Annotated in this window: 18 protein-coding genes; 17 read left to right on the top strand and 1 reads right to left on the bottom strand. The window is 66.7% G+C overall.

What is annotated here, in order from left to right:
• Positions 1 to 70 precede the first annotated feature (70 nt).
• A complete protein-coding gene (locus tag D0Y85_RS15960; protein ID WP_117311187.1) occupies positions 71 to 1,285 on the top strand; it encodes a cation:proton antiporter in 1,215 nt (404 codons plus the stop codon).
• A gap of 56 nt (positions 1,286 to 1,341) precedes the next feature.
• Positions 1,342 to 1,983, top strand: a complete 642-nt coding sequence (locus tag D0Y85_RS15955) for a hypothetical protein (protein WP_117311185.1) — start codon at positions 1,342 to 1,344, stop codon at positions 1,981 to 1,983.
• 112 nt (positions 1,984 to 2,095) lie between these two features.
• On the opposite strand, the gene D0Y85_RS15950 is transcribed toward D0Y85_RS15955, so the two are convergent.
• Positions 2,096 to 2,842, bottom strand: a complete 747-nt coding sequence (locus tag D0Y85_RS15950) for a DUF3011 domain-containing protein (protein ID WP_117311183.1) — start codon at positions 2,840 to 2,842, stop codon at positions 2,096 to 2,098.
• 158 nt (positions 2,843 to 3,000) lie between these two features.
• Here D0Y85_RS15950 and aspS point away from each other — a divergent pair, with 158 nt between their 5' ends.
• The 15 genes from aspS (at position 3,001) to pal (ending at position 16,809) form a co-directional block, all read left to right on the top strand.
• Positions 3,001 to 4,752, top strand: coding sequence for an aspartate--tRNA ligase (gene aspS, locus D0Y85_RS15945; protein WP_080150529.1), 1,752 nt, complete (start codon positions 3,001 to 3,003; stop codon positions 4,750 to 4,752).
• A gap of 16 nt (positions 4,753 to 4,768) precedes the next feature.
• Positions 4,769 to 5,104, top strand: coding sequence for a DNA primase (locus tag D0Y85_RS15940; protein ID WP_080150528.1), 336 nt, complete (start codon positions 4,769 to 4,771; stop codon positions 5,102 to 5,104).
• Positions 5,105 to 5,136: 32 nt separating this feature from the next.
• Positions 5,137 to 5,658 (top strand): GNAT family N-acetyltransferase, encoded by a 522-nt coding sequence (locus tag D0Y85_RS15935; protein WP_117311181.1) that lies wholly within the window; start codon positions 5,137 to 5,139, stop codon positions 5,656 to 5,658.
• A 77-nt stretch (positions 5,659 to 5,735) separates the two neighbouring features.
• Entirely contained in the window at positions 5,736 to 6,368 is a 633-nt protein-coding gene (locus tag D0Y85_RS15930) for an alpha/beta fold hydrolase (protein WP_025874679.1), read from the top strand.
• Between the two features lie 165 nt (positions 6,369 to 6,533).
• Positions 6,534 to 7,265, top strand: a complete 732-nt coding sequence (locus tag D0Y85_RS15925) for a YebC/PmpR family DNA-binding transcriptional regulator (RefSeq protein WP_032975140.1) — start codon at positions 6,534 to 6,536, stop codon at positions 7,263 to 7,265.
• A 129-nt stretch (positions 7,266 to 7,394) separates the two neighbouring features.
• Positions 7,395 to 7,916, top strand: a complete 522-nt coding sequence (gene ruvC / locus D0Y85_RS15920; RefSeq protein WP_093818726.1) for a crossover junction endodeoxyribonuclease RuvC — start codon at positions 7,395 to 7,397, stop codon at positions 7,914 to 7,916.
• Between the two features lie 13 nt (positions 7,917 to 7,929).
• The gene (ruvA, locus tag D0Y85_RS15915; protein ID WP_025874676.1) at positions 7,930 to 8,523 is read left to right on the top strand and encodes a Holliday junction branch migration protein RuvA; all 594 of its coding nucleotides are present in this window, start codon (positions 7,930 to 7,932) and stop codon (positions 8,521 to 8,523) included.
• A 49-nt stretch (positions 8,524 to 8,572) separates the two neighbouring features.
• Positions 8,573 to 10,492: a potassium transporter Kup gene (locus tag D0Y85_RS15910; RefSeq protein WP_117311179.1), complete on the top strand. Its 1,920-nt coding sequence runs from the start codon at positions 8,573 to 8,575 to the stop codon at positions 10,490 to 10,492.
• 408 nt (positions 10,493 to 10,900) lie between these two features.
• On the top strand, positions 10,901 to 11,941 hold the full coding sequence (gene ruvB / locus D0Y85_RS15905) for a Holliday junction branch migration DNA helicase RuvB (RefSeq protein WP_025874674.1): 1,041 nt from the start codon (positions 10,901 to 10,903) through the stop codon (positions 11,939 to 11,941).
• On the top strand, positions 11,931 to 12,368 hold the full coding sequence (ybgC, locus tag D0Y85_RS15900) for a tol-pal system-associated acyl-CoA thioesterase (protein WP_032975136.1): 438 nt from the start codon (positions 11,931 to 11,933) through the stop codon (positions 12,366 to 12,368). The genes ruvB and ybgC overlap by 11 nt, the downstream gene beginning before the upstream one ends.
• A gap of 10 nt (positions 12,369 to 12,378) precedes the next feature.
• The gene (gene tolQ / locus D0Y85_RS15895) at positions 12,379 to 13,158 is read left to right on the top strand and encodes a protein TolQ (protein ID WP_025874672.1); all 780 of its coding nucleotides are present in this window, start codon (positions 12,379 to 12,381) and stop codon (positions 13,156 to 13,158) included.
• Positions 13,159 to 13,182: 24 nt separating this feature from the next.
• Entirely contained in the window at positions 13,183 to 13,611 is a 429-nt protein-coding gene (tolR, locus tag D0Y85_RS15890) for a protein TolR (protein WP_117311176.1), read from the top strand.
• On the top strand, positions 13,601 to 14,656 hold the full coding sequence (gene tolA, locus D0Y85_RS15885) for a cell envelope integrity protein TolA (RefSeq protein WP_117311173.1): 1,056 nt from the start codon (positions 13,601 to 13,603) through the stop codon (positions 14,654 to 14,656). The genes tolR and tolA overlap by 11 nt, the downstream gene beginning before the upstream one ends.
• A gap of 250 nt (positions 14,657 to 14,906) precedes the next feature.
• A complete protein-coding gene (tolB, locus tag D0Y85_RS15880) occupies positions 14,907 to 16,226 on the top strand; it encodes a Tol-Pal system beta propeller repeat protein TolB (protein ID WP_117311171.1) in 1,320 nt (439 codons plus the stop codon).
• A gap of 64 nt (positions 16,227 to 16,290) precedes the next feature.
• Positions 16,291 to 16,809, top strand: a complete 519-nt coding sequence (gene pal, locus D0Y85_RS15875) for a peptidoglycan-associated lipoprotein Pal (RefSeq protein WP_025874668.1) — start codon at positions 16,291 to 16,293, stop codon at positions 16,807 to 16,809.
• Positions 16,810 to 16,812: the final 3 nt, after the last annotated feature.

The raw sequence follows: 16,812 nt of genomic DNA, 5'->3' as shown, positions 1-16,812 counted from the left end.
CATCGGCGGCTTGCCCCACGGTGCGCGAACCCGCATCCTGCGCGCGTTCGATCCACACGGAAGTCCCCCGATGAGCCATGAACTGGTCTACCTGCTGCTGATCTTCGCGCTGCTGGTCATCCCGCGCGCGCTGCAGCGGTTCAGCCTGCCGGCGCCGCTGACCTGCCTGCTGTTCGGCATCATCGGCATGCTCTGGCTGGGCGACCAGGCGCACGACGCGGTCATCGCACTGCTGGCCACGCTGGGCATCTCCTCACTGTTCCTGTTCGCCGGCCTGGAAGTTGACCTGCAGGCCCTGCGGCGCGGCATGTGGCCGCTGCTGGCGCATCTGCTGATCCGCAGTGCGACCCTGTTCGGCGTCGGCTGGCTGGCCTGGCGTTACGCCGGCCTGCCATGGCAGGCGGCAGGGCTGCTGGCGCTTGCGCTGCTGACCCCCTCCACCGGTTTCATCATGGATTCGCTGTCGCGGCTGGGGCTGAGCGAGGACGAGCGGTTCTGGGTCACCAGCAAGGCCATCGCCGGTGAACTGCTGGCCCTGGCGGCGTTGTTCATCGTGCTGCAGGCTGGCGATCCCGGGCACATGGCGCTGTCCAGCCTGGCCCTGCTGGCGATGATGATCGGCCTGCCGCTGCTGTTCATCGCGCTCGGTCGCTGGGTCGCGCCGCATGCACCGGGCTCGGAATTCTCGCTGCTGGTGATGGTCGGCATGGTGGCGGCGTACATCACCTACCTGTTGGGCGTGTACTACCTGGTCGGCGCCTTCATCGCCGGCCTGGTCGCGCGCCTGCTGCACCAGCGCATGCCGCTGCTTGCTTCGCACGAAAACCTGCATGCGCTGCGTCTGTTCGCCTCGTTCTTCGTGCCGTTCTACTTCTTCAACGCCGGCACCAAGGTGCCCAGCGAAGCGCTGAGCTGGGAGGCGCTGGGGTTGGGCATCGTCATCACCCTGGTGGTGCTGCCGCTGCGCATCGCGGTGGTCTGGCTGCAGCGTCGCGTGATGTTCGGCGAGAGCTTCCGCAGCAGCCTGCGCGTATCGTTGGCGCTGGCACCGACGCTGATCTTCACCCTGGTGCTGGCCGCGATCATGCGCGATCGCTTCCAGATTCCCGCGGTGCTGTTCGGCGCGTTGCTGCTGTACGCCGCATTGACCACGCTGCTGCCCTCGCTGGTGTTCCGCACGCCGTTCGATGTCGACCCGGTCGAGCAGGAGCCGGCAGGGCAGGGCGAAGATGCACCCGTGGCAGCGACAGAAGTGGTTGCCGCCGCCCCTGCAGCCGAGCGCTGAGGTGGATCCAGGGAGTGCGGTTTGCGCGTAACGGCCATGGCCGTTAGGGTTGAGGCATGAAACCGATCGCCGCTGTTGCTTCCGCCTTCGCCCTGCTCGGCCTCGCCGCCTGCTCGCAGCCATCGCATACGGTCAACCACGATCTGTCGACCGCGCCGGCTGATGCCTTCATGGCCGCGGTCGCTGCCCATTGTGGCCAGGCCTACGAGGGCAAGGTGGTGGAAGACACGCCGGCCCCCACCGGCAAAGACCCCTTCGCCGGGCAGAAGCTGGTGATGCACGTGCGGGGCTGCGCCGACCCGGGCCATGAGCTGCGCATCCCGTTCCACGTCGGCGATGACCATTCGCGCACCTGGGTGTTGACCCGCACCGAGCACGGGCTGCGCCTGAAGCACGACCATCGCCACGCCGATGGCAGCCCCGATGCGATCACCCTGTACGGCGGCGACAGCAAGCCGCCGGGCACCGCCGAACGCCAGCAGTTCCCCGCAGATGGCGAATCGGTGGCGATGTTCCGCCGTGCCGACATGCTGGCTTCAACCCACAACACCTGGGCGATGGAGATCGAGCCGGACCAGCGTTTCGTCTATGAGCTGACGCGCCCGGAAGGGCGCCGTTTCCGGGTCGAGTTCGATCTCAGCAAGCCGGTCGCGCTGCCGCCGGCGCCCTGGGGTGATTCAGCGGCGCCGGCACCCTGATCGGCTCCTTGGCATGCTGCTGCGGACAGTCCGGTAGCGCCGGGCCATGCCCGGCGGCTTTCAAGCGGAGACCCTGCCGCTGCGCTCGCCGGGCATGGCCCGGCGCTACCCCTCAACGCGTGCCGAAGCGCGCCCGGCAGCCGTTGCTGACCCACACATTGCCGCGCGAGTAGCCCCAGGTCCGGCCTTCCTGGCAGGCGCTGCCGGACAGCTGCTGCTGCAGCACAGGCCGGCCCTGGCGCTCGTCCCAGTTACAGCTCTGCTGGCGGTTGTTGTTGCTGCTGCAGGTCACGGTGTAGTTGCTGTTGCCACCACCCCAGCCGCCGCCATTGCCGCCGCCCCAGCCACCGCGGGCCTCGGCGAACTCGGCGCGGCAGCCGCGGTTGACCCAGATCGCGCCGTTGCGCACGCCCCAGTTCTGGCCTTCCACGCACTGCGTGCCGGAGATCTGCCGGACCACGCGTGCGTTGCGCCAGCCCACCGGGCAGCTGCGTTCGCGGTTGTCCTGGCTTTCGCAGCGCACGGTGCCGCTGTTGCCGTTGCCGTTGCCACCACCCCAACCGCCGCCGTTGCCGCCACCCCAGCCGCCTCGGCCCTGGGTGAATTCGGCGCGGCAGCCGTTGTTGACCCAGATGCTGCCATTGCGCGTGCCCCAGGTTCGGCCTTCCACGCAGGCCGAACCGGACAGCTGGCGGACCAGCCGGGCGTCGCGCCAGCCGGTGTTGCAGACGCGTTCGCGGTTGTTCTGGCTCTCGCAGCGGACCACCCCGTCCTGCGCGGCGGCAGGGGCGGAGTGCAGGGCGAGCGCGGTAAAGGTGCCAAGGATCACGGCCAGGCTGGCCAGAGACTGCGGTTTCATGGCGACATCCCCATACGGGAGTAGGTGCGCGACTATAAGGACGGGGGCGATCAAGCCCGCGTGACCGTCCGCATTTGCCCCGGCCGGGCCTCGGCCGCAGAATAAGAGGCTTTCCGGCCCCCATCAGGCGCCGGCGTTCTCCAGCGGAGCTTTCCCCCATGCGTACCCACTTCTGCGGCCTGGTCGATGAGACCCTGATTGGCCAGACTGTCACCCTCGCCGGCTGGACCGACGTGGCCCGTAACCAGGGCGGCGTCTGCTTCATCGATCTCCGCGATCATGAAGGCATCGTGCAGGTGACGGTGGAGCTCGACAACGCCGAAGTGTTCGCCGTGGCCGCTTCGCTGGGCTATGAGGACGTGCTGCAGGTGGAAGGCGTGGTACGTGCCCGCCACGCGGTCAACGACAAGCTGCGCACGGGCAAGGTGGAAGTGATCGCCACCGCCATCACCGTGCTGAACAAGGCCGCGCCGCTGCCGTTCCACGCCCACGAGAACCCCGGCGAAGAAACCCGCCTGAAGTACCGCTACCTGGACCTGCGCCGTCCGGAAATGCAGCGCATGCAGCGCACCCGCATCAAGCTGGTGCAGGCCCTGCGCCGCCACCTGGACGAGAAGGGCTTCCAGGACATCGAAACGCCGATCCTGACCAAGGCCACCCCGGAAGGCGCACGCGACTTCCTGGTGCCGGCGCGCATGCACCCGGGCGAGTTCTATGCCCTGCCGCAGAGCCCGCAGCTGTTCAAGCAGATCCTGATGGTGGCCGGCTTCGACCGCTACTACCAGATCGCGCGCTGCTTCCGCGACGAGGCCCTGCGTGCCGACCGCCAGCTGGAATTCACCCAGCTGGACATGGAGTTCGCCTTCGTCCGCGAACGCGACGTGCAGGACTTCGTCGAAGACATGATCCGCGCCATCTTCAAGGAAGTGGTCGACGTCGAACTGGATGCCAGCTTCCCGCGCATGACCTGGGCCGAGGCGATGCGTCGCTATGGTTCGGACAAGCCGGACCTGCGCATCGCGCTGGAACTGGTGGACGTGGCCGAACTGGTCAAGACCAGCGAATTCCCGGTGTTCACTGCCGCTGCCAACGATGCCGATGGCCGCGTCGCCGCCCTGCGCATCCCCGGTGGTGCCAGCCTGTCGCGCAAGCAGATCGACGAGTACGCCGCGCACGCCGCCAAGTACGGTGCGAAGGGCCTGGCCTACATCAAGGTGGGCGAGAACGGTGAAATCAGCTCACCGATCCAGAAGTTCTTCAGTGAAGAGGGCTTCGCCGCCCTGGTCGCCCATGTCGGCGCCGGCAACGGCGACATCGTGTTCTTCGGTGCCGGCGGCTACAACAAGGTGTCCGACTTCATGGGCGCGCTGCGCCTGAAGGCCGGCAAGGACTTCGGTCTGGTCGCCGACGGCTGGGCACCGCTGTGGGTCACCGACTTCCCGATGTTCGAATGGGATGAGGAAGCGCAGCGCTACGTCGCCCTGCATCACCCCTTCACCGCGCCGGCCGTGGACGACATCGCCGACCTGCGCGCGCACGCCAAGACTGCCGTTTCGCGCGGCTACGACATGGTGCTCAACGGCAATGAAATCGGCGGCGGTTCGATCCGTATCCACCGCCCCGACATGCAGAGCGCGGTGTTCGAACTGCTCGGCATCGGTGCCGAAGAAGCCCGTGCCAAGTTCGGCTTCCTGCTCGACGCGCTGAACTACGGCGCACCGCCGCACGGTGGCATCGCCTTCGGCATCGACCGCATCGCCGCGCTGATGGCCGGCACCGAGTCGATCCGCGACGTCATCCCGTTCCCGAAGACCACCGGTGCGCAGGATCTGATGACCGACGCGCCGTCGCCGATCGTCGACGAGCAGCTGGCCGAAGTGCACATCCAGGTTCGCCCCAAGAAAAACTGATCAGGAGATCCAGGCAATGACCGAGTTTGCGTTTTCGCTGGAGTGGGAAAAGCTGGGCAATGAAGGCTCCGAGGCCAACCTGGTCACCGAGCGTGCACGTGTCTTCGGTGGTTGGCTGGTCCGTGTCGGAACCAACCCGTCGGCCATGGCCCTGACCTTCGTCGCCGACGGCGAAGGCCGCTGGGACGGTGAAGACTTCGGCGTCGAGGATTACGAAGACGACGAAGAGGAAGAGTACGACGAGGACGAGGAAGGCGAAGAAGAGGAAGACGGCGAGGAAGAAGAGGACGACGAGGAATACGAAGAAGAGGAAGAGGAAGAAGACGGCAAGGAACCGGCGGAGCGGGCTTGACCCGAACCGTGGTCCTGACGTCAACTCGACCCATGTATTCGATCCGCCGCGCCACTGTGGACGACGCGCCGACCCTGTCGGCGCTGGCCGCACGCACGTTCACCGAAACCTTCGGCCATCTGTATCCGCCGCAGGATCTGCAGGACTTCATCGACGAGGCCTACACGGTCGAGCGTCAGCGCACGATCCTGGCCCACCCCGATTACGCGGTGTGGCTGCTGGAGCTGGACGGGGAGGCGGTCGGCCATGCCGCCGCCGGCCCCTGTGGGTTGCCGCATCCGGACGTGAAGCCCGGTGACGGTGAGCTCAAGCGCCTGTACCTGATCAAGACGCAGCAGAGCTGCGGCTGGGGCAGCCGCCTGCTGGAAACCGCGCTGGCCTGGCTGGAGCGCGACGGCCCGCGCACGCTGTGGCTGGGCGTGTGGTCGGAAAACTTCGGCGCGCAGCGCTTCTACGCCCGGTATGGTTTTGAAAAGGCCGGCGAGTACCTGTTCCCGGTGGGCGATACCAACGATCTTGAGTTCATCCTGCGCCGTCTGCCGCATCCGGCCTGAAAGCGTTCACCGCCGCTTGCCCCTGGCTTGTGTTCAATCACCGTAGTTCCGCCCCGCTGACCGCCAGGCTGTTGCACATGACTCCCCCCGTTCTGTTGTTGCATGGCATCTGGAATGCCCGTGCCTGGGTCGGGCCGCTGGCCTGGCGCCTGCGCGCGCGCGGCTTCCAGGTCCATACCTTTGGCTACTCGTCCGTATTTGGCGGTCCCGATGTGGCCGTGCCGCAGTTGCTGGAGCGGCTGGCAGATGCAGGCCCGCTGTCGCTGGTCGGGCACAGCCTGGGTGGCCTGCTGGCGCTGGAAGCCCTGCGCCGGCAGCCGCAGTTGCCCGTGCAGCGCGTGGTCTGCCTGGGATCGCCACTGCGGGGCAGTGGCACAGCGCGCTCGTTGTCCGAACATGGTTGGGGCCTGGCCCTGGGCCGCAGCAGCGAGCTGCTGCTGGACGGGCTGCCGGACTGGCAGGGCAAGGCCGCCGTCGGCCTGATCGCCGGCTCGGTGCCGCATGGGCTGGGCAGCCTGCTCGGGGCGCTGGATGACGATTCCGACGGTACCGTGGCGCTGGCCGAGACCCGGCTGCCGGGCCTGGCCGACCACTGCGTGGTGCGCACCAGCCACAGCGGCCTGGTGGTGTCACCCGATGCCGCGCGGCAGACCGCGCATTTCCTCCGCCATGGCCAGTTCGACCATGGCCGGGACGCCGCCGCCGCGTAAGGCGGTTCGCCGGGCATGGCCCGGCGCTAGCACGGCGGTGCACCCCCGGTAGCGCCGGGCCATGCCCGGCGAGCGCAGCGGCATCCATCCGCCCTCGACACGGTCAGCGGGCCCGATCAGGTAGAATCCGCGGCCTTATCCATCAACGCACGTACGGAAAGACCCATGGGTAGAGGCCCCTCCATCGAGAACCGCAAAAACGCGTCTGACGCGAAGCGCGGCAAGATTTTCACCAAGATCATCCGTGAGATCGGCGTGGCCGCCCGCGGCGGTGGAGGCGACCCCAACAACAACCCGCGCCTGCGTGTGGCCGTGGACAAGGCGCTGACCGCGAACATGTCCAAGGACGTGATCGAGCGCGCCATCAAGAAGGCCACCGGTGAACTGGAAGGCGTCGAGTACGAAGAGATCCGCTACGAGGGCTACGCGCCCGGTGGCGTGGCCGTCATCGTCGATTGCCTGACCGACAACCGCGTGCGCACCGTGGCCGATGTCCGCCATGCGTTCAGCAAGTGCGGCGGCAACATGGGCACCGAAGGCTCGGTCAGCTTCATGTTCAAGCGCGTGGGCGTGCTGCACTACGGCGCCGGCGCCGATGAGGACGCCATCTCCGAAGCGGCCATCGAGGCCGGTGCCGATGACATCGTGGTCTACCCGGAGGATGGCGCGATCGACGTGCTCACCGCCGCAGACAGCTTCCACGCAGTCAAGGATGCGATGCAGGCGGCTGGCCGCACGCCGGATCATGCCGAGCTGACCTTCCGTGCCGACAACGACATCAAGGTCGAGGGCGACACCGTCCTGCAGGTCAAGAAGCTGCTGGACATGCTGGAAGACCTCGACGACGTGCAGGACGTGTACTCCAACGCCGATCTCGGCGCGGACGCCTACGCCTGAACGGACGCTGCGCCGGTCGCCTTTGGCGGCCGGTGAGCGGACAATGCGGACCATGATGACCCCAGACGTTTCCAGCCATCACCGCCGCATGCGTCCTTCCCGGATCAGCGGCCTGCGCGCGTGTGCCGCATGACCCGCATTCTCGGCATCGACCCGGGTTCACAACGGACCGGGGTCGGCATCATCGATGTCGATGCCAGCGGCCGGGTCAGCCACGTGCATCACCAGCCGCTGGTGCTGCTCGGTGCCGATGACTTCCCGCAGCGCATGAAGCTGCTGGTGCTGGGCCTGGCCGAGCTGTGCCTGCAGTTCCAGCCGCAGGAAGTGGCCATCGAAAAGGTGTTCATGGCGCGCAACCCCGATTCGGCGCTGAAGCTGGGCCAGGCCCGTGGCGCGGCGATTTCGGCGGTGGTGCTGCGCGACCTGCCGGTGCACGAATACGCTGCCAGCGAGATCAAGCTGGCGGTGGTCGGTCGTGGCGGCGCCGAAAAGCAACAGGTTCAACACATGGTCGGGCTCATGCTCAACCTGAAAACCAAGCTGCAGGCCGACGCGGCCGACGCGTTGGCCGTGGCCATCACCCATGCCCACGTAAGGGCAACGGCCAACCGCCTGGGGCTGACTGCCCGCCAAGCGTGGGGCCGCAAATGAGGAGCTGCACGCAATGATCGGTCGACTGCGCGGAATCGTCGCCTACAAGGCGCCGCCGTGGCTGGTGGTGGACGTCAACGGGGTGGGCTACGAGCTGGAGGCGCCGATGAGCACCTTCTACGACCTGCCCGAGCTGGGCCGTGAGGTCACGCTGTACACCCATTATTCGCAGAAGGAAGACAGCGTCTCGCTGTACGGCTTCCTGCGCGAAGGCGAGCGCCGCCTGTTCCGCGACGTGCAGAAGGTCAGCGGCATCGGCGCGAAGATCGCGCTGGCCGTGCTGTCCGGGGTCACCGTTGAAGAATTCGCGCGCATGGTCCAGGCCGGCGACATCACCGCGCTGACCCGCATCCCCGGCATCGGCAAGAAGACCGCCGAGCGCATGGTGCTGGAACTGCGTGACCGCGCGGCGCAGTTCGGTGCCGGTGGCGCACTGCCGACCGGCAGTGGCCCGGCCCCGGCCGATCCGCTGTCCGATGCCACCGTGGCGCTGCAGCAGCTGGGCTACAAGCCCACCGAGGCGGCGCGGATGGCACGCGAGGCCTTCAACGAGGGCGACGAAGTGGCCACCGTCATCCGCAAGGCCCTGCAATCGGCGCTGCGCTGAGCCGCTCCGTTTCCTTCCCCATTACACCCTGAGCTTCGCCAGGAGCCCCATGTCCAGCAGTCAAACCCCGCACACCGCCGCCCAGGGTGGCCATGGTCACGCTCCCCCCGCCGGGGGCCTGGCACTGATCATCGGTGCGATCGGCGTGGTCTTCGGCGATATCGGCACCAGCCCGCTGTATACCCTGAAGGAGGCGTTCTCGCCGCACTACGGGCTCAACAGCGACCACGACACCGTGCTGGGCGTGCTGTCGCTGGCGTTCTGGGCGCTGAACATCGTGGTCACCTTGAAGTACGTGACCATCATCATGCGCGCCGACAATGACGGCGAGGGCGGCATCATGGCGCTGATGGCGCTGACCCAGCGCACGCTGCGCAACGGGTCGCGCTCGGCCTATGTGGTCGGCATCCTCGGCATCTTCGGCGCCTCGCTGTTCTTCGGCGATGGCGTGATCACCCCGGCGATATCGGTGCTGGGTGCGGTCGAAGGCCTGGAGGTTGCCGCGCCGGGGCTTCACGCCTTCATCGTGCCGATCACCGTGGTGGTGCTGCTGGCCGTGTTCGCGGTGCAGCGCTTCGGTACCGCCAAGATCGGCAAGCTGTTCGGCCCGATCACCTCGATCTGGTTCATTTCGCTGGCCGCGATCGGCATCTACAACATCGTCGACGCGCCGGAAGTGCTGAAGGCGTTCAACCCGTGGTGGGCGATCCGCTTCTTCATGGAACACGGCTGGCACAGCATCTTCATCCTCGGCGCGGTGGTGCTGGCGGTGACCGGTGGCGAGGCGCTGTATGCCGACATGGGCCACTTTGGTGCCAAGCCGATCCGCCACGCCTGGTACTTCTTCGTGCTGCCCTGCCTGGTGCTGAACTACCTGGGGCAGGGCGCGCTGGTGCTCAACCATCCCGAGGCGGTGAAGAACCCGTTCTTCGAGGCGGTGCCGTCGTGGGCGCTGTACCCGATGATCATCCTGGCCACGATGGCGGCGGTGATCGCCTCGCAGTCGGTGATCACCGGTGCGTTCTCGGTCTCGCGCCAGGCCATGCAGCTGGGCTACATCCCGCGCATGCGCATCAAGCACACCTCGCACGACACCATCGGCCAGATCTACATCCCCGGCATCAACTGGGGCATCGCCGTGATGGTGATCGGCCTGGTGCTGGCCTTCCGCAGCTCGTCCAACCTGGCCGTGGCCTACGGCATCTCGGTGTCGGCCACCATGCTGATCGATACCCTGCTGCTGGCCCTGGTCGCACGTTCGCTGTGGCCCAAGGCACGCAACTGGATCCTGCCCTTGTGCGTGGTGTTCTTCATCATCGATCTGGGCTTTGTCATCGCCAACGGCGCCAAGCTGCTGCAGGGCGCCTGGTTCCCGGTGGTGCTGGGCATCTTCCTGTTCACCATGATGCGCACCTGGCGCCGTGGCCGCGAACTGCTGCGCGACGAGATCCGCAAGGACGGCATCCGCATCGACACCTTCCTGCCGGGCCTGATGCTGGCGCCGCCGGTACGCGTACCCGGCACCGCGGTGTTCCTGACCGCCGACCCGACCGTGGCCCCGCATGCGCTGATGCACAACCTCAAGCACAACAAGGTGCTGCACGAGCGCAACGTGTTCCTGCACGTGGAAACCCTGCCGATCCCGTATGCGATGGAAGGCCAGCGGCTGAAGATCGAATCGGTGGGCGATGAGTTCTATCGGGTCTACGTGCGTTTCGGCTTCATGGAGACCCCCGACGTACCGCTTGCGCTGATGCGCTCGTGCGACCACGGCGGTATCTACTTCGACCCGATGGACACCACCTTCTTTGCCAGCCGCGAGACCATCGTCGCCACCGCCAACCGCGGCATGCCGATATGGCGCGACAAGCTGTTCGCGCTGATGCACCGGAACGCCGCCCCGGCGACGGGCTTCTTCCGGATTCCGGGTAACCGGTTGGTGGAACTCGGAGCGCAGGTGGAGATCTGACCGCGCGGGGTCGGATCCCTTTTCCACAGGAAAAGGGCTCTGACCCCATGTCCGTGTCATCCAGCTCCATCCACGCATGGCGTGGATCTACCGTGTCGACCAAGGTCGACACCCACCAAAGGCAGGCCATGCCTTGTCGGCCAAGGTCGACAACCACCAGGAGCAGGCCATGGCATTCCGGCAGATCGCGGCGATCTGTCGAAGGCGGGGTGGGTCCGGTTGCGGGGGCGTGAGCGCCATGGATGGCGCGACCGAGCTTACAGGGACGTACTTGCAGCGTCCCCCGCAACCGGACCCACCCCGCCATCCCGCAGCAAACCCGCTTTTGACGTTGACGTTGACGTTGCATGTAGCGGGTGCCGGGCGCAGCCCGGCCGAATCTCCCCGCTTTTACCGCATAATCAGCACATGACCGACGACCGCATCATCGCCGCCGGCGCCACCCGCGAGGATGACGCCGCCGACGCCAGCATCCGACCCAAGCGACTTGCCGACTATCTCGGCCAGGTGCCGGTGCGCGAGCAGATGGAGATCTACATCCAGGCCGCCAAGGGTCGTGGCGATGCGTTGGACCACGTCCTGATCTTCGGCCCCCCCGGCCTGGGCAAGACCACCCTCAGCCACGTCATCGCCAACGAACTGGGCGTGGCGCTGCGCGTGACCTCCGGCCCGGTGATCGAGAAGGCCGGCGATCTGGCCGCGCTGCTGACCAACCTGCAGCCGCACGATGTACTGTTCATTGACGAGATCCATCGCCTGTCGCCGGTGGTGGAAGAAGTGCTGTATCCGGCGATGGAAGATTTCCAGATCGACATCATGATCGGCGAAGGCCCTGCGGCGCGCTCGATCAAGATCGACCTGCCGCCGTTCACCCTGATCGGCGCTACCACCCGCGCCGGCCTGCTGACCGCACCGCTGCGCGACCGCTTCGGCATCGTCCAGCGCCTGGAGTTCTACAGCGTCGAAGAACTGACCCGCATCGTGCGCCGCTCGGCTGCGATCCTGGCCATCGACTGCACCGCCGACGGGGCAGGGGAGATCGCGCGCCGCGCGCGTGGCACCCCGCGTATCGCCAACCGCCTGCTGCGCCGCGTGCGCGATTACGCCCAGGTCAAGGCCGGTGGCCACATCGACCAGACCGTGGCCCAGGCCGCAATGCAGATGCTCAAGGTCGACCCGGAAGGCTTCGACGAGCTTGACCGCCGGCTGCTGAAGACCATGGTCGATTACTTCGATGGTGGCCCGGTGGGCATCGAGTCGCTCGCCGCGGCGCTGTCCGAAGAGCGTGGCACGCTGGAAGACGTGGTCGAGCCGTACCTGATCCAGCAGGGCTTCCTGGTGCGCACCGCGCGTGGCCGCATGGCCACCCACAAGGCCTACCGGCACATGGGCCTGAAGCCGAAGAACCCGCCGCAGGACCTGTTTGCCGAGGTCCCCGATGTCGGTTGAACCGCGATTCAGTTGGCCGACACGCATTTACTGGGAAGATACCGACGCTGGCGGCGTGGTCTACCACGCCCGCTACGTGGCCTTCATGGAACGGGCCCGGACCGAATGGATGCGCGCGCTGGGCTATGGCCAGGAGCGCATGCGGTCCGAGCACGGCATGGTCTTCGCGGTGCGCTCCATGCAGATGGATTTCATCAAGCCGGCACGGCTGGATGACCAGCTGCAGGTAAGCGCCACCCTGGTCCAGCTGAAGAAGGCCAGCATGGTCTTCGACCAGCAGGTCCTGCGCGACGGCCAGCTGCTGCTGTCCGCACAGGTCCGCATCGCCGCACTGGACGCGGCCAGTTTCCGCCCGCGTGGCATGGACGATGCCGTCCTTGCCGCGCTGCAACCCCACCTCCACCCCGAATCCGAACAGAACTCTTGAGGAACAACGGATGATCGCAACGCTCCTGGCCCTGCAGGCCACGGTCACCGAGGCTTTGCCGGCTGACGTCAGCAATGCCGCGACCCAGACCCTTGCCCAGGCCACCACCGGCGGCGGCATCAACTACCTCGAACTGATGGCCAAGGCCAGCTTGCCGGTGAAGATCATCGTGCTGGCGCTGCTGGTCGGCTCGTTCGTCAGCTGGGTGATCATTTTCCGCAAGGCCCGCATCTTCAAGCAGGCCACCCGCGAAGCCGACGAGTTCGAGAACCGCTTCTGGTCCGGTGCCGACCTGGGCAAGCTGTACAGCTCGGCCACCGACCGCAGCCGCAATGTCGGCGGCCTGGAAGCCATCTTCGAAGCCGGTTTCCGCGAGTACACCCGCCTGCGCGACAAGCGCCGGCTGGATGGCCGTGCCCAGCTGGAAGGTGCCCAGCGCGCCATGCGCACCACCTACACCCGCGAAGTCGACCAGCTCGAGCGCAACCTGGAGCTGCTGGCCAACATCGGCTCGACCGCCCCGTACGTGGGCCTGGTCGGTACCGTGTTCGGCATCATGGTGACCATGCACGACATGATCAGCAGCGGCGCCCAGGCCGGCATCGCCGCCGTCGCCCCGGGCATCTCCGAAGCGCTGTTCGCCACTGCCATCGGCCTGTTCGTGGCGATCCCGGCGGTGTGGGCCTACAACCGCTTCACCACCCGCGTGGAGCGCATGTCGGTGCGTTTCGAGACCTTCGCCGACGAGTTCAGCTCGATCCTGCAGCGCCAGAGCGCTGGCGACGAGTAAGCGCCAGACCCGGGAGTCCAAGCCATGTCCGCTGCCATCGGTCGCCGCAAGCGCCGCAAGCTGAAATCGGAAATCAACGTCGTTCCCTATATCGACGTCATGCTGGTGCTGTTGATCATCTTCATGGTCACCGCGCCCATGCTCACCCTGACCTTCGACGTCGATCTGCCCAATTCCAACGCCAAGGCGCTGGAAAGCAAGCAGGACCCGTTGATCGTCTCGGTACGCCAGGACGGCCAGCTCAGCCTGAAGCTGCCCGACGCCAAGGAACCCACGGCGGTCAGCGCCGATGAACTGCAGGGTCACCTGTCCGGCATCGCCGCACAGGACAAGGACGTGCGCGTGATCGTCGCCGCCGACCGTGCCGTGGCCTATGAAAAGGTCATCGCGGCGATGGACGTGATCAAGCGCGCCAACGTCGACAAGGTGAGCCTGGCCACCGATGCGAACTGACGTCCTGTCGCCACCGCACAAGCAGGATCCCGGCTGGGGCCAGCCGCTGGTGCTGGCCGTGCTGGTGCACCTGCTGGTCGCGTTGATCTTCATCGGCGCCTGGCTGTGGTCACCGCAGCGCAATACCGATGCCGCCGCAGGCGATCCCTCGGTCGAGGCCAGCCTGGCACTGTCCGCGTCCGAAGCCGCTGCCGCCCGCCAGGCCCTGCGCCAGTCGGAAAAGCTGGAAGACCTGCCGCCGCCGGTGGCCGAACCGATTCCTGTGCCGGAAGACACCATCCCGCCGCCGCAGCCGATTGAAGAGCCGCGCCCGCAGGACGCACCGACGCCGCAGCAGCAACAGGCGCAGGAGCGCGTGGCGCAGCCCGATACCAAGGACCAGGACGCGGTCAGCGCGTTGGCCATCTCGCAGGAAAAGGCCAAGCAGGAGCAGGAAGCCAAGCGCCGCCAGGAGCAGATCGACCTGACCGAGCGCAAGCGCCAGGAAGAAGCGGAGCAGAAGCTGCGCCTGGCCAAGCAGCAGGAAGAAGACGCCAGGAAGAAGCAGGCCGAGCAGGAGCGCCTGGCCGCTGACAAGGCCGAGGCCGAGAAGCAGAAGAAGATCGCCGACCTCCGCGCCCGCCGCGAACAGGCCGAAAAGGAAGCCAAGCTGGCCGAGCAGAAGCTGCGCCAGGTCGCTGCCGCGCGCAATGCCGCGGGCACGGCTGCTGCCGGAGCCAGTGGTGCCGCACAGCCGGCTGCCGGTGGCGGTGGCAGCAGCGACGATCTGTCTGCCAAGTACGCGGCGGCCATCCAGGCCAAGGTGCTGGCGCAGTGGGTGCGTCCGGACAGCGTGCCGCTGGGCCAGCGCTGCCAGATCACCATTAACCAGTTGCCGGGCGGTACCGTCCGCAGCGCCACGGTCAGCGCCGGCTGCCCGTTCGATGAGGCCGGCAAGCGCTCGATCGAGGCCGCCGTGCTCAACGCCCAGCCGCTGCCGTACCGCGGTTTCGAGCAGGTATTCGCACGCACGATCAACTTCACGTTCACCGCCCAGGATCGCTGAGGCGCGGGGGCAGGGCAGCCCTTTGGGGCTGTCCCGTCATCCGATGACGCCTTTAGCTCTGGATCGTGCGGGCCCGTCCACGCCATGCTTGGGACGCGTCATTCGCACGAAAGGTTGCCGCGACGTTAACGGCATGTGAGAGACCCGGCTGGCACTGACCAGGAATTCACGTACCCTTGGTTCATGATTGCGAAGCGGTTCACTGCCGTTTTGTTATCCCTCGTTCCGGTTCCCCCTATTTGAGCGCTCCATGAAGAAGATGCCTCGCTGGCTTGCCGTGTTTGCGGCCCTGTTGCTGCCCTTTGCTGCCGTCGCGCAGCAGAAGGGGCTGGATATCGACATCATCGGCGGCAATGCCTCCGCCCTCCCGATCACCATCGTGCCGATGCCCTACCAGGGTGCAGCCGGTGCTCCGCAGACCGACGTCGCCGGCGTGGTCCGTGCCGACCTCGAACGTTCGGGCCAGTTCCGCACGCTGCCCGAAGCGCAGATCGTCGAAAAGCCGACCCGCGGCGGTGACATCCAGTTCGCCACCTGGCGCGCGCTGAAGCAGAACTACATCGTCGTCGGCCGGGTCATGGACGCCGGTGCCGGCGCCTACCGCGTCGAGTACGAACTGTTCGACGTGCCCAAGGGCGAGCGCCTGCTGGGCTTGGCGATGACCGCACGTGGCAATGCCATGCGCGACGTTGCCCACCAGATGGCCGACGCCATCTACGAGAAGATCACCGGTGTCCGTGGTGCCTTCTGGACCCGCATCGCCTACGTGACCGCCAGCGGCAAGGGCGATGCCATGCGCTACGCGCTGATGGTGGCCGATTCGGACGGCTTCAACCCGCAGACCATCGTCCGTTCGGCCGAGCCGCTGCTGTCGCCGTCGTGGAGCCCGGATGGCAACAAGCTGGCCTACGTCAGCTTCGAGCGTGGCAATTCGGCCATCTACATCCAGAACATCTCCACCGGCGCCCGCGAGCTGGTCACCAGCTTCCGCGGCATCAACAGTGCCCCGGCCTTCTCGCCGGACGGTCGCAAGCTGGCCCTGACCCTGTCGCGTTCGGGCAACCCGGAAATCTACGTGATGGATCTGGGCAGCAAGCAGCTGACCCAGCTGACCAACCACTTCGCCATCGATACCGAGCCGACCTGGGCGCCGGACGGCAGCGCGGTGTACTTCACCTCCGACCGCGGCGGCCGTCCGCAGGTCTACAAGGTCGGTGCCGGTGGTGGCAGCGCCGAGCGCGTGACCTTCCAGGGCAACTACAACGCCAAGCCCTCGGTGTCCTACGACGGCAAGAAGATCGCCGTTGCCCAGGGTTCGGGCAACAGCTACAAGATCGCGGTGATGGACAGCTCGCTGGGTTCGCCGCGCTGGAGCACGCTGTCGCCGGGTTCGCTGGACGAATCGCCGAGCTTCGCGCCCAACGCGAGCATGGTGCTGTATGCCGCCCGTGAGGGTGGTCGTGGTGTGCTGTACGCCGTCTCGGCCGATGCGCGCGTGCGCCAGCGCCTGGTTCTGGCAGACGGCGATGTGCGCGAGCCGGCATGGTCCCCATACCGTACCCAGCGCTAAAAGAGTGTTAATATTTTCTCTGTATTGAACCCCTCATCGGCTTAGGAGCCACAAAGGTATCGCCATGAACAAGTCCACCCGCGTTCTGCTTGTTTCCCTGCTGTCTGTGGCCGTCCTGGCCGGTTGCTCGAAGAAGGTCAAGGAAGAAGCCCCGGCTCCGGTCGATACCGGCACCTCGACCACCACCCCGACCGGTCCGTCCACCTCCGGCCTGTACGGCCCGGGCGACCTGGACACCGATGCCTGCCTGCGCCAGCGCGTTGTCTACTTCGATCTGGACAAGGAAGACGTGAAGCCGGAATTCCAGGCCATCATGGCTTGCCACGCCAAGTACCTGCGTGACCGTCCGTCCTCGCGCATCACCCTGCAGGGCCACACCGACGAGCGCGGTTCGCGCGCGTACAACCAGGCCCTGGGCGAGCGTCGTGGCAACGGCGTCAACTCGGCACTGCAGGCCAACGGTGGCTCGGCTTCGCAGCTGACCGTCGTTTCCTACGGTGAAGAGCGTCCGGTCTGCACCGAGTCGAACGAGTCCTGCTGGTCGCAGAACCGTCGCGTCGAAATCGTCTACACCGCGCAGTAATCC

Source organism: Stenotrophomonas sp. G4, assembly GCF_003428825.1.
GTDB lineage: Bacteria > Pseudomonadota > Gammaproteobacteria > Xanthomonadales > Xanthomonadaceae > Stenotrophomonas > Stenotrophomonas indicatrix.
Note: the sequence above shows the minus strand (reverse complement) of the source record. Positions and strands in the feature narration are given on the sequence as shown.

Excerpts from the sequence above, each read along its gene's own strand:
- D0Y85_RS15960 (WP_117311187.1), top strand. The coding sequence starts at position 71 with ATGAGCCATGAACTGGTCTACCTGCTGCTGATCTTCGCGCTGCTGGTC.
- D0Y85_RS15955 (WP_117311185.1), top strand. The coding sequence starts at position 1,342 with ATGAAACCGATCGCCGCTGTTGCTTCCGCCTTCGCCCTGCTCGGCCTC.
- D0Y85_RS15950 (WP_117311183.1), bottom strand. The coding sequence starts at position 2,842 with ATGAAACCGCAGTCTCTGGCCAGCCTGGCCGTGATCCTTGGCACCTTT.
- aspS (WP_080150529.1), top strand. The coding sequence starts at position 3,001 with ATGCGTACCCACTTCTGCGGCCTGGTCGATGAGACCCTGATTGGCCAG.
- D0Y85_RS15940 (WP_080150528.1), top strand. The coding sequence starts at position 4,769 with ATGACCGAGTTTGCGTTTTCGCTGGAGTGGGAAAAGCTGGGCAATGAA.
- D0Y85_RS15935 (WP_117311181.1), top strand. The coding sequence starts at position 5,137 with ATGTATTCGATCCGCCGCGCCACTGTGGACGACGCGCCGACCCTGTCG.
- D0Y85_RS15930 (WP_025874679.1), top strand. The coding sequence starts at position 5,736 with ATGACTCCCCCCGTTCTGTTGTTGCATGGCATCTGGAATGCCCGTGCC.
- D0Y85_RS15925 (WP_032975140.1), top strand. The coding sequence starts at position 6,534 with ATGGGTAGAGGCCCCTCCATCGAGAACCGCAAAAACGCGTCTGACGCG.
- ruvC (WP_093818726.1), top strand. The coding sequence starts at position 7,395 with ATGACCCGCATTCTCGGCATCGACCCGGGTTCACAACGGACCGGGGTC.
- ruvA (WP_025874676.1), top strand. The coding sequence starts at position 7,930 with ATGATCGGTCGACTGCGCGGAATCGTCGCCTACAAGGCGCCGCCGTGG.
- D0Y85_RS15910 (WP_117311179.1), top strand. The coding sequence starts at position 8,573 with ATGTCCAGCAGTCAAACCCCGCACACCGCCGCCCAGGGTGGCCATGGT.
- ruvB (WP_025874674.1), top strand. The coding sequence starts at position 10,901 with ATGACCGACGACCGCATCATCGCCGCCGGCGCCACCCGCGAGGATGAC.
- ybgC (WP_032975136.1), top strand. The coding sequence starts at position 11,931 with ATGTCGGTTGAACCGCGATTCAGTTGGCCGACACGCATTTACTGGGAA.
- tolQ (WP_025874672.1), top strand. The coding sequence starts at position 12,379 with ATGATCGCAACGCTCCTGGCCCTGCAGGCCACGGTCACCGAGGCTTTG.
- tolR (WP_117311176.1), top strand. The coding sequence starts at position 13,183 with ATGTCCGCTGCCATCGGTCGCCGCAAGCGCCGCAAGCTGAAATCGGAA.
- tolA (WP_117311173.1), top strand. The coding sequence starts at position 13,601 with ATGCGAACTGACGTCCTGTCGCCACCGCACAAGCAGGATCCCGGCTGG.
- tolB (WP_117311171.1), top strand. The coding sequence starts at position 14,907 with ATGAAGAAGATGCCTCGCTGGCTTGCCGTGTTTGCGGCCCTGTTGCTG.
- pal (WP_025874668.1), top strand. The coding sequence starts at position 16,291 with ATGAACAAGTCCACCCGCGTTCTGCTTGTTTCCCTGCTGTCTGTGGCC.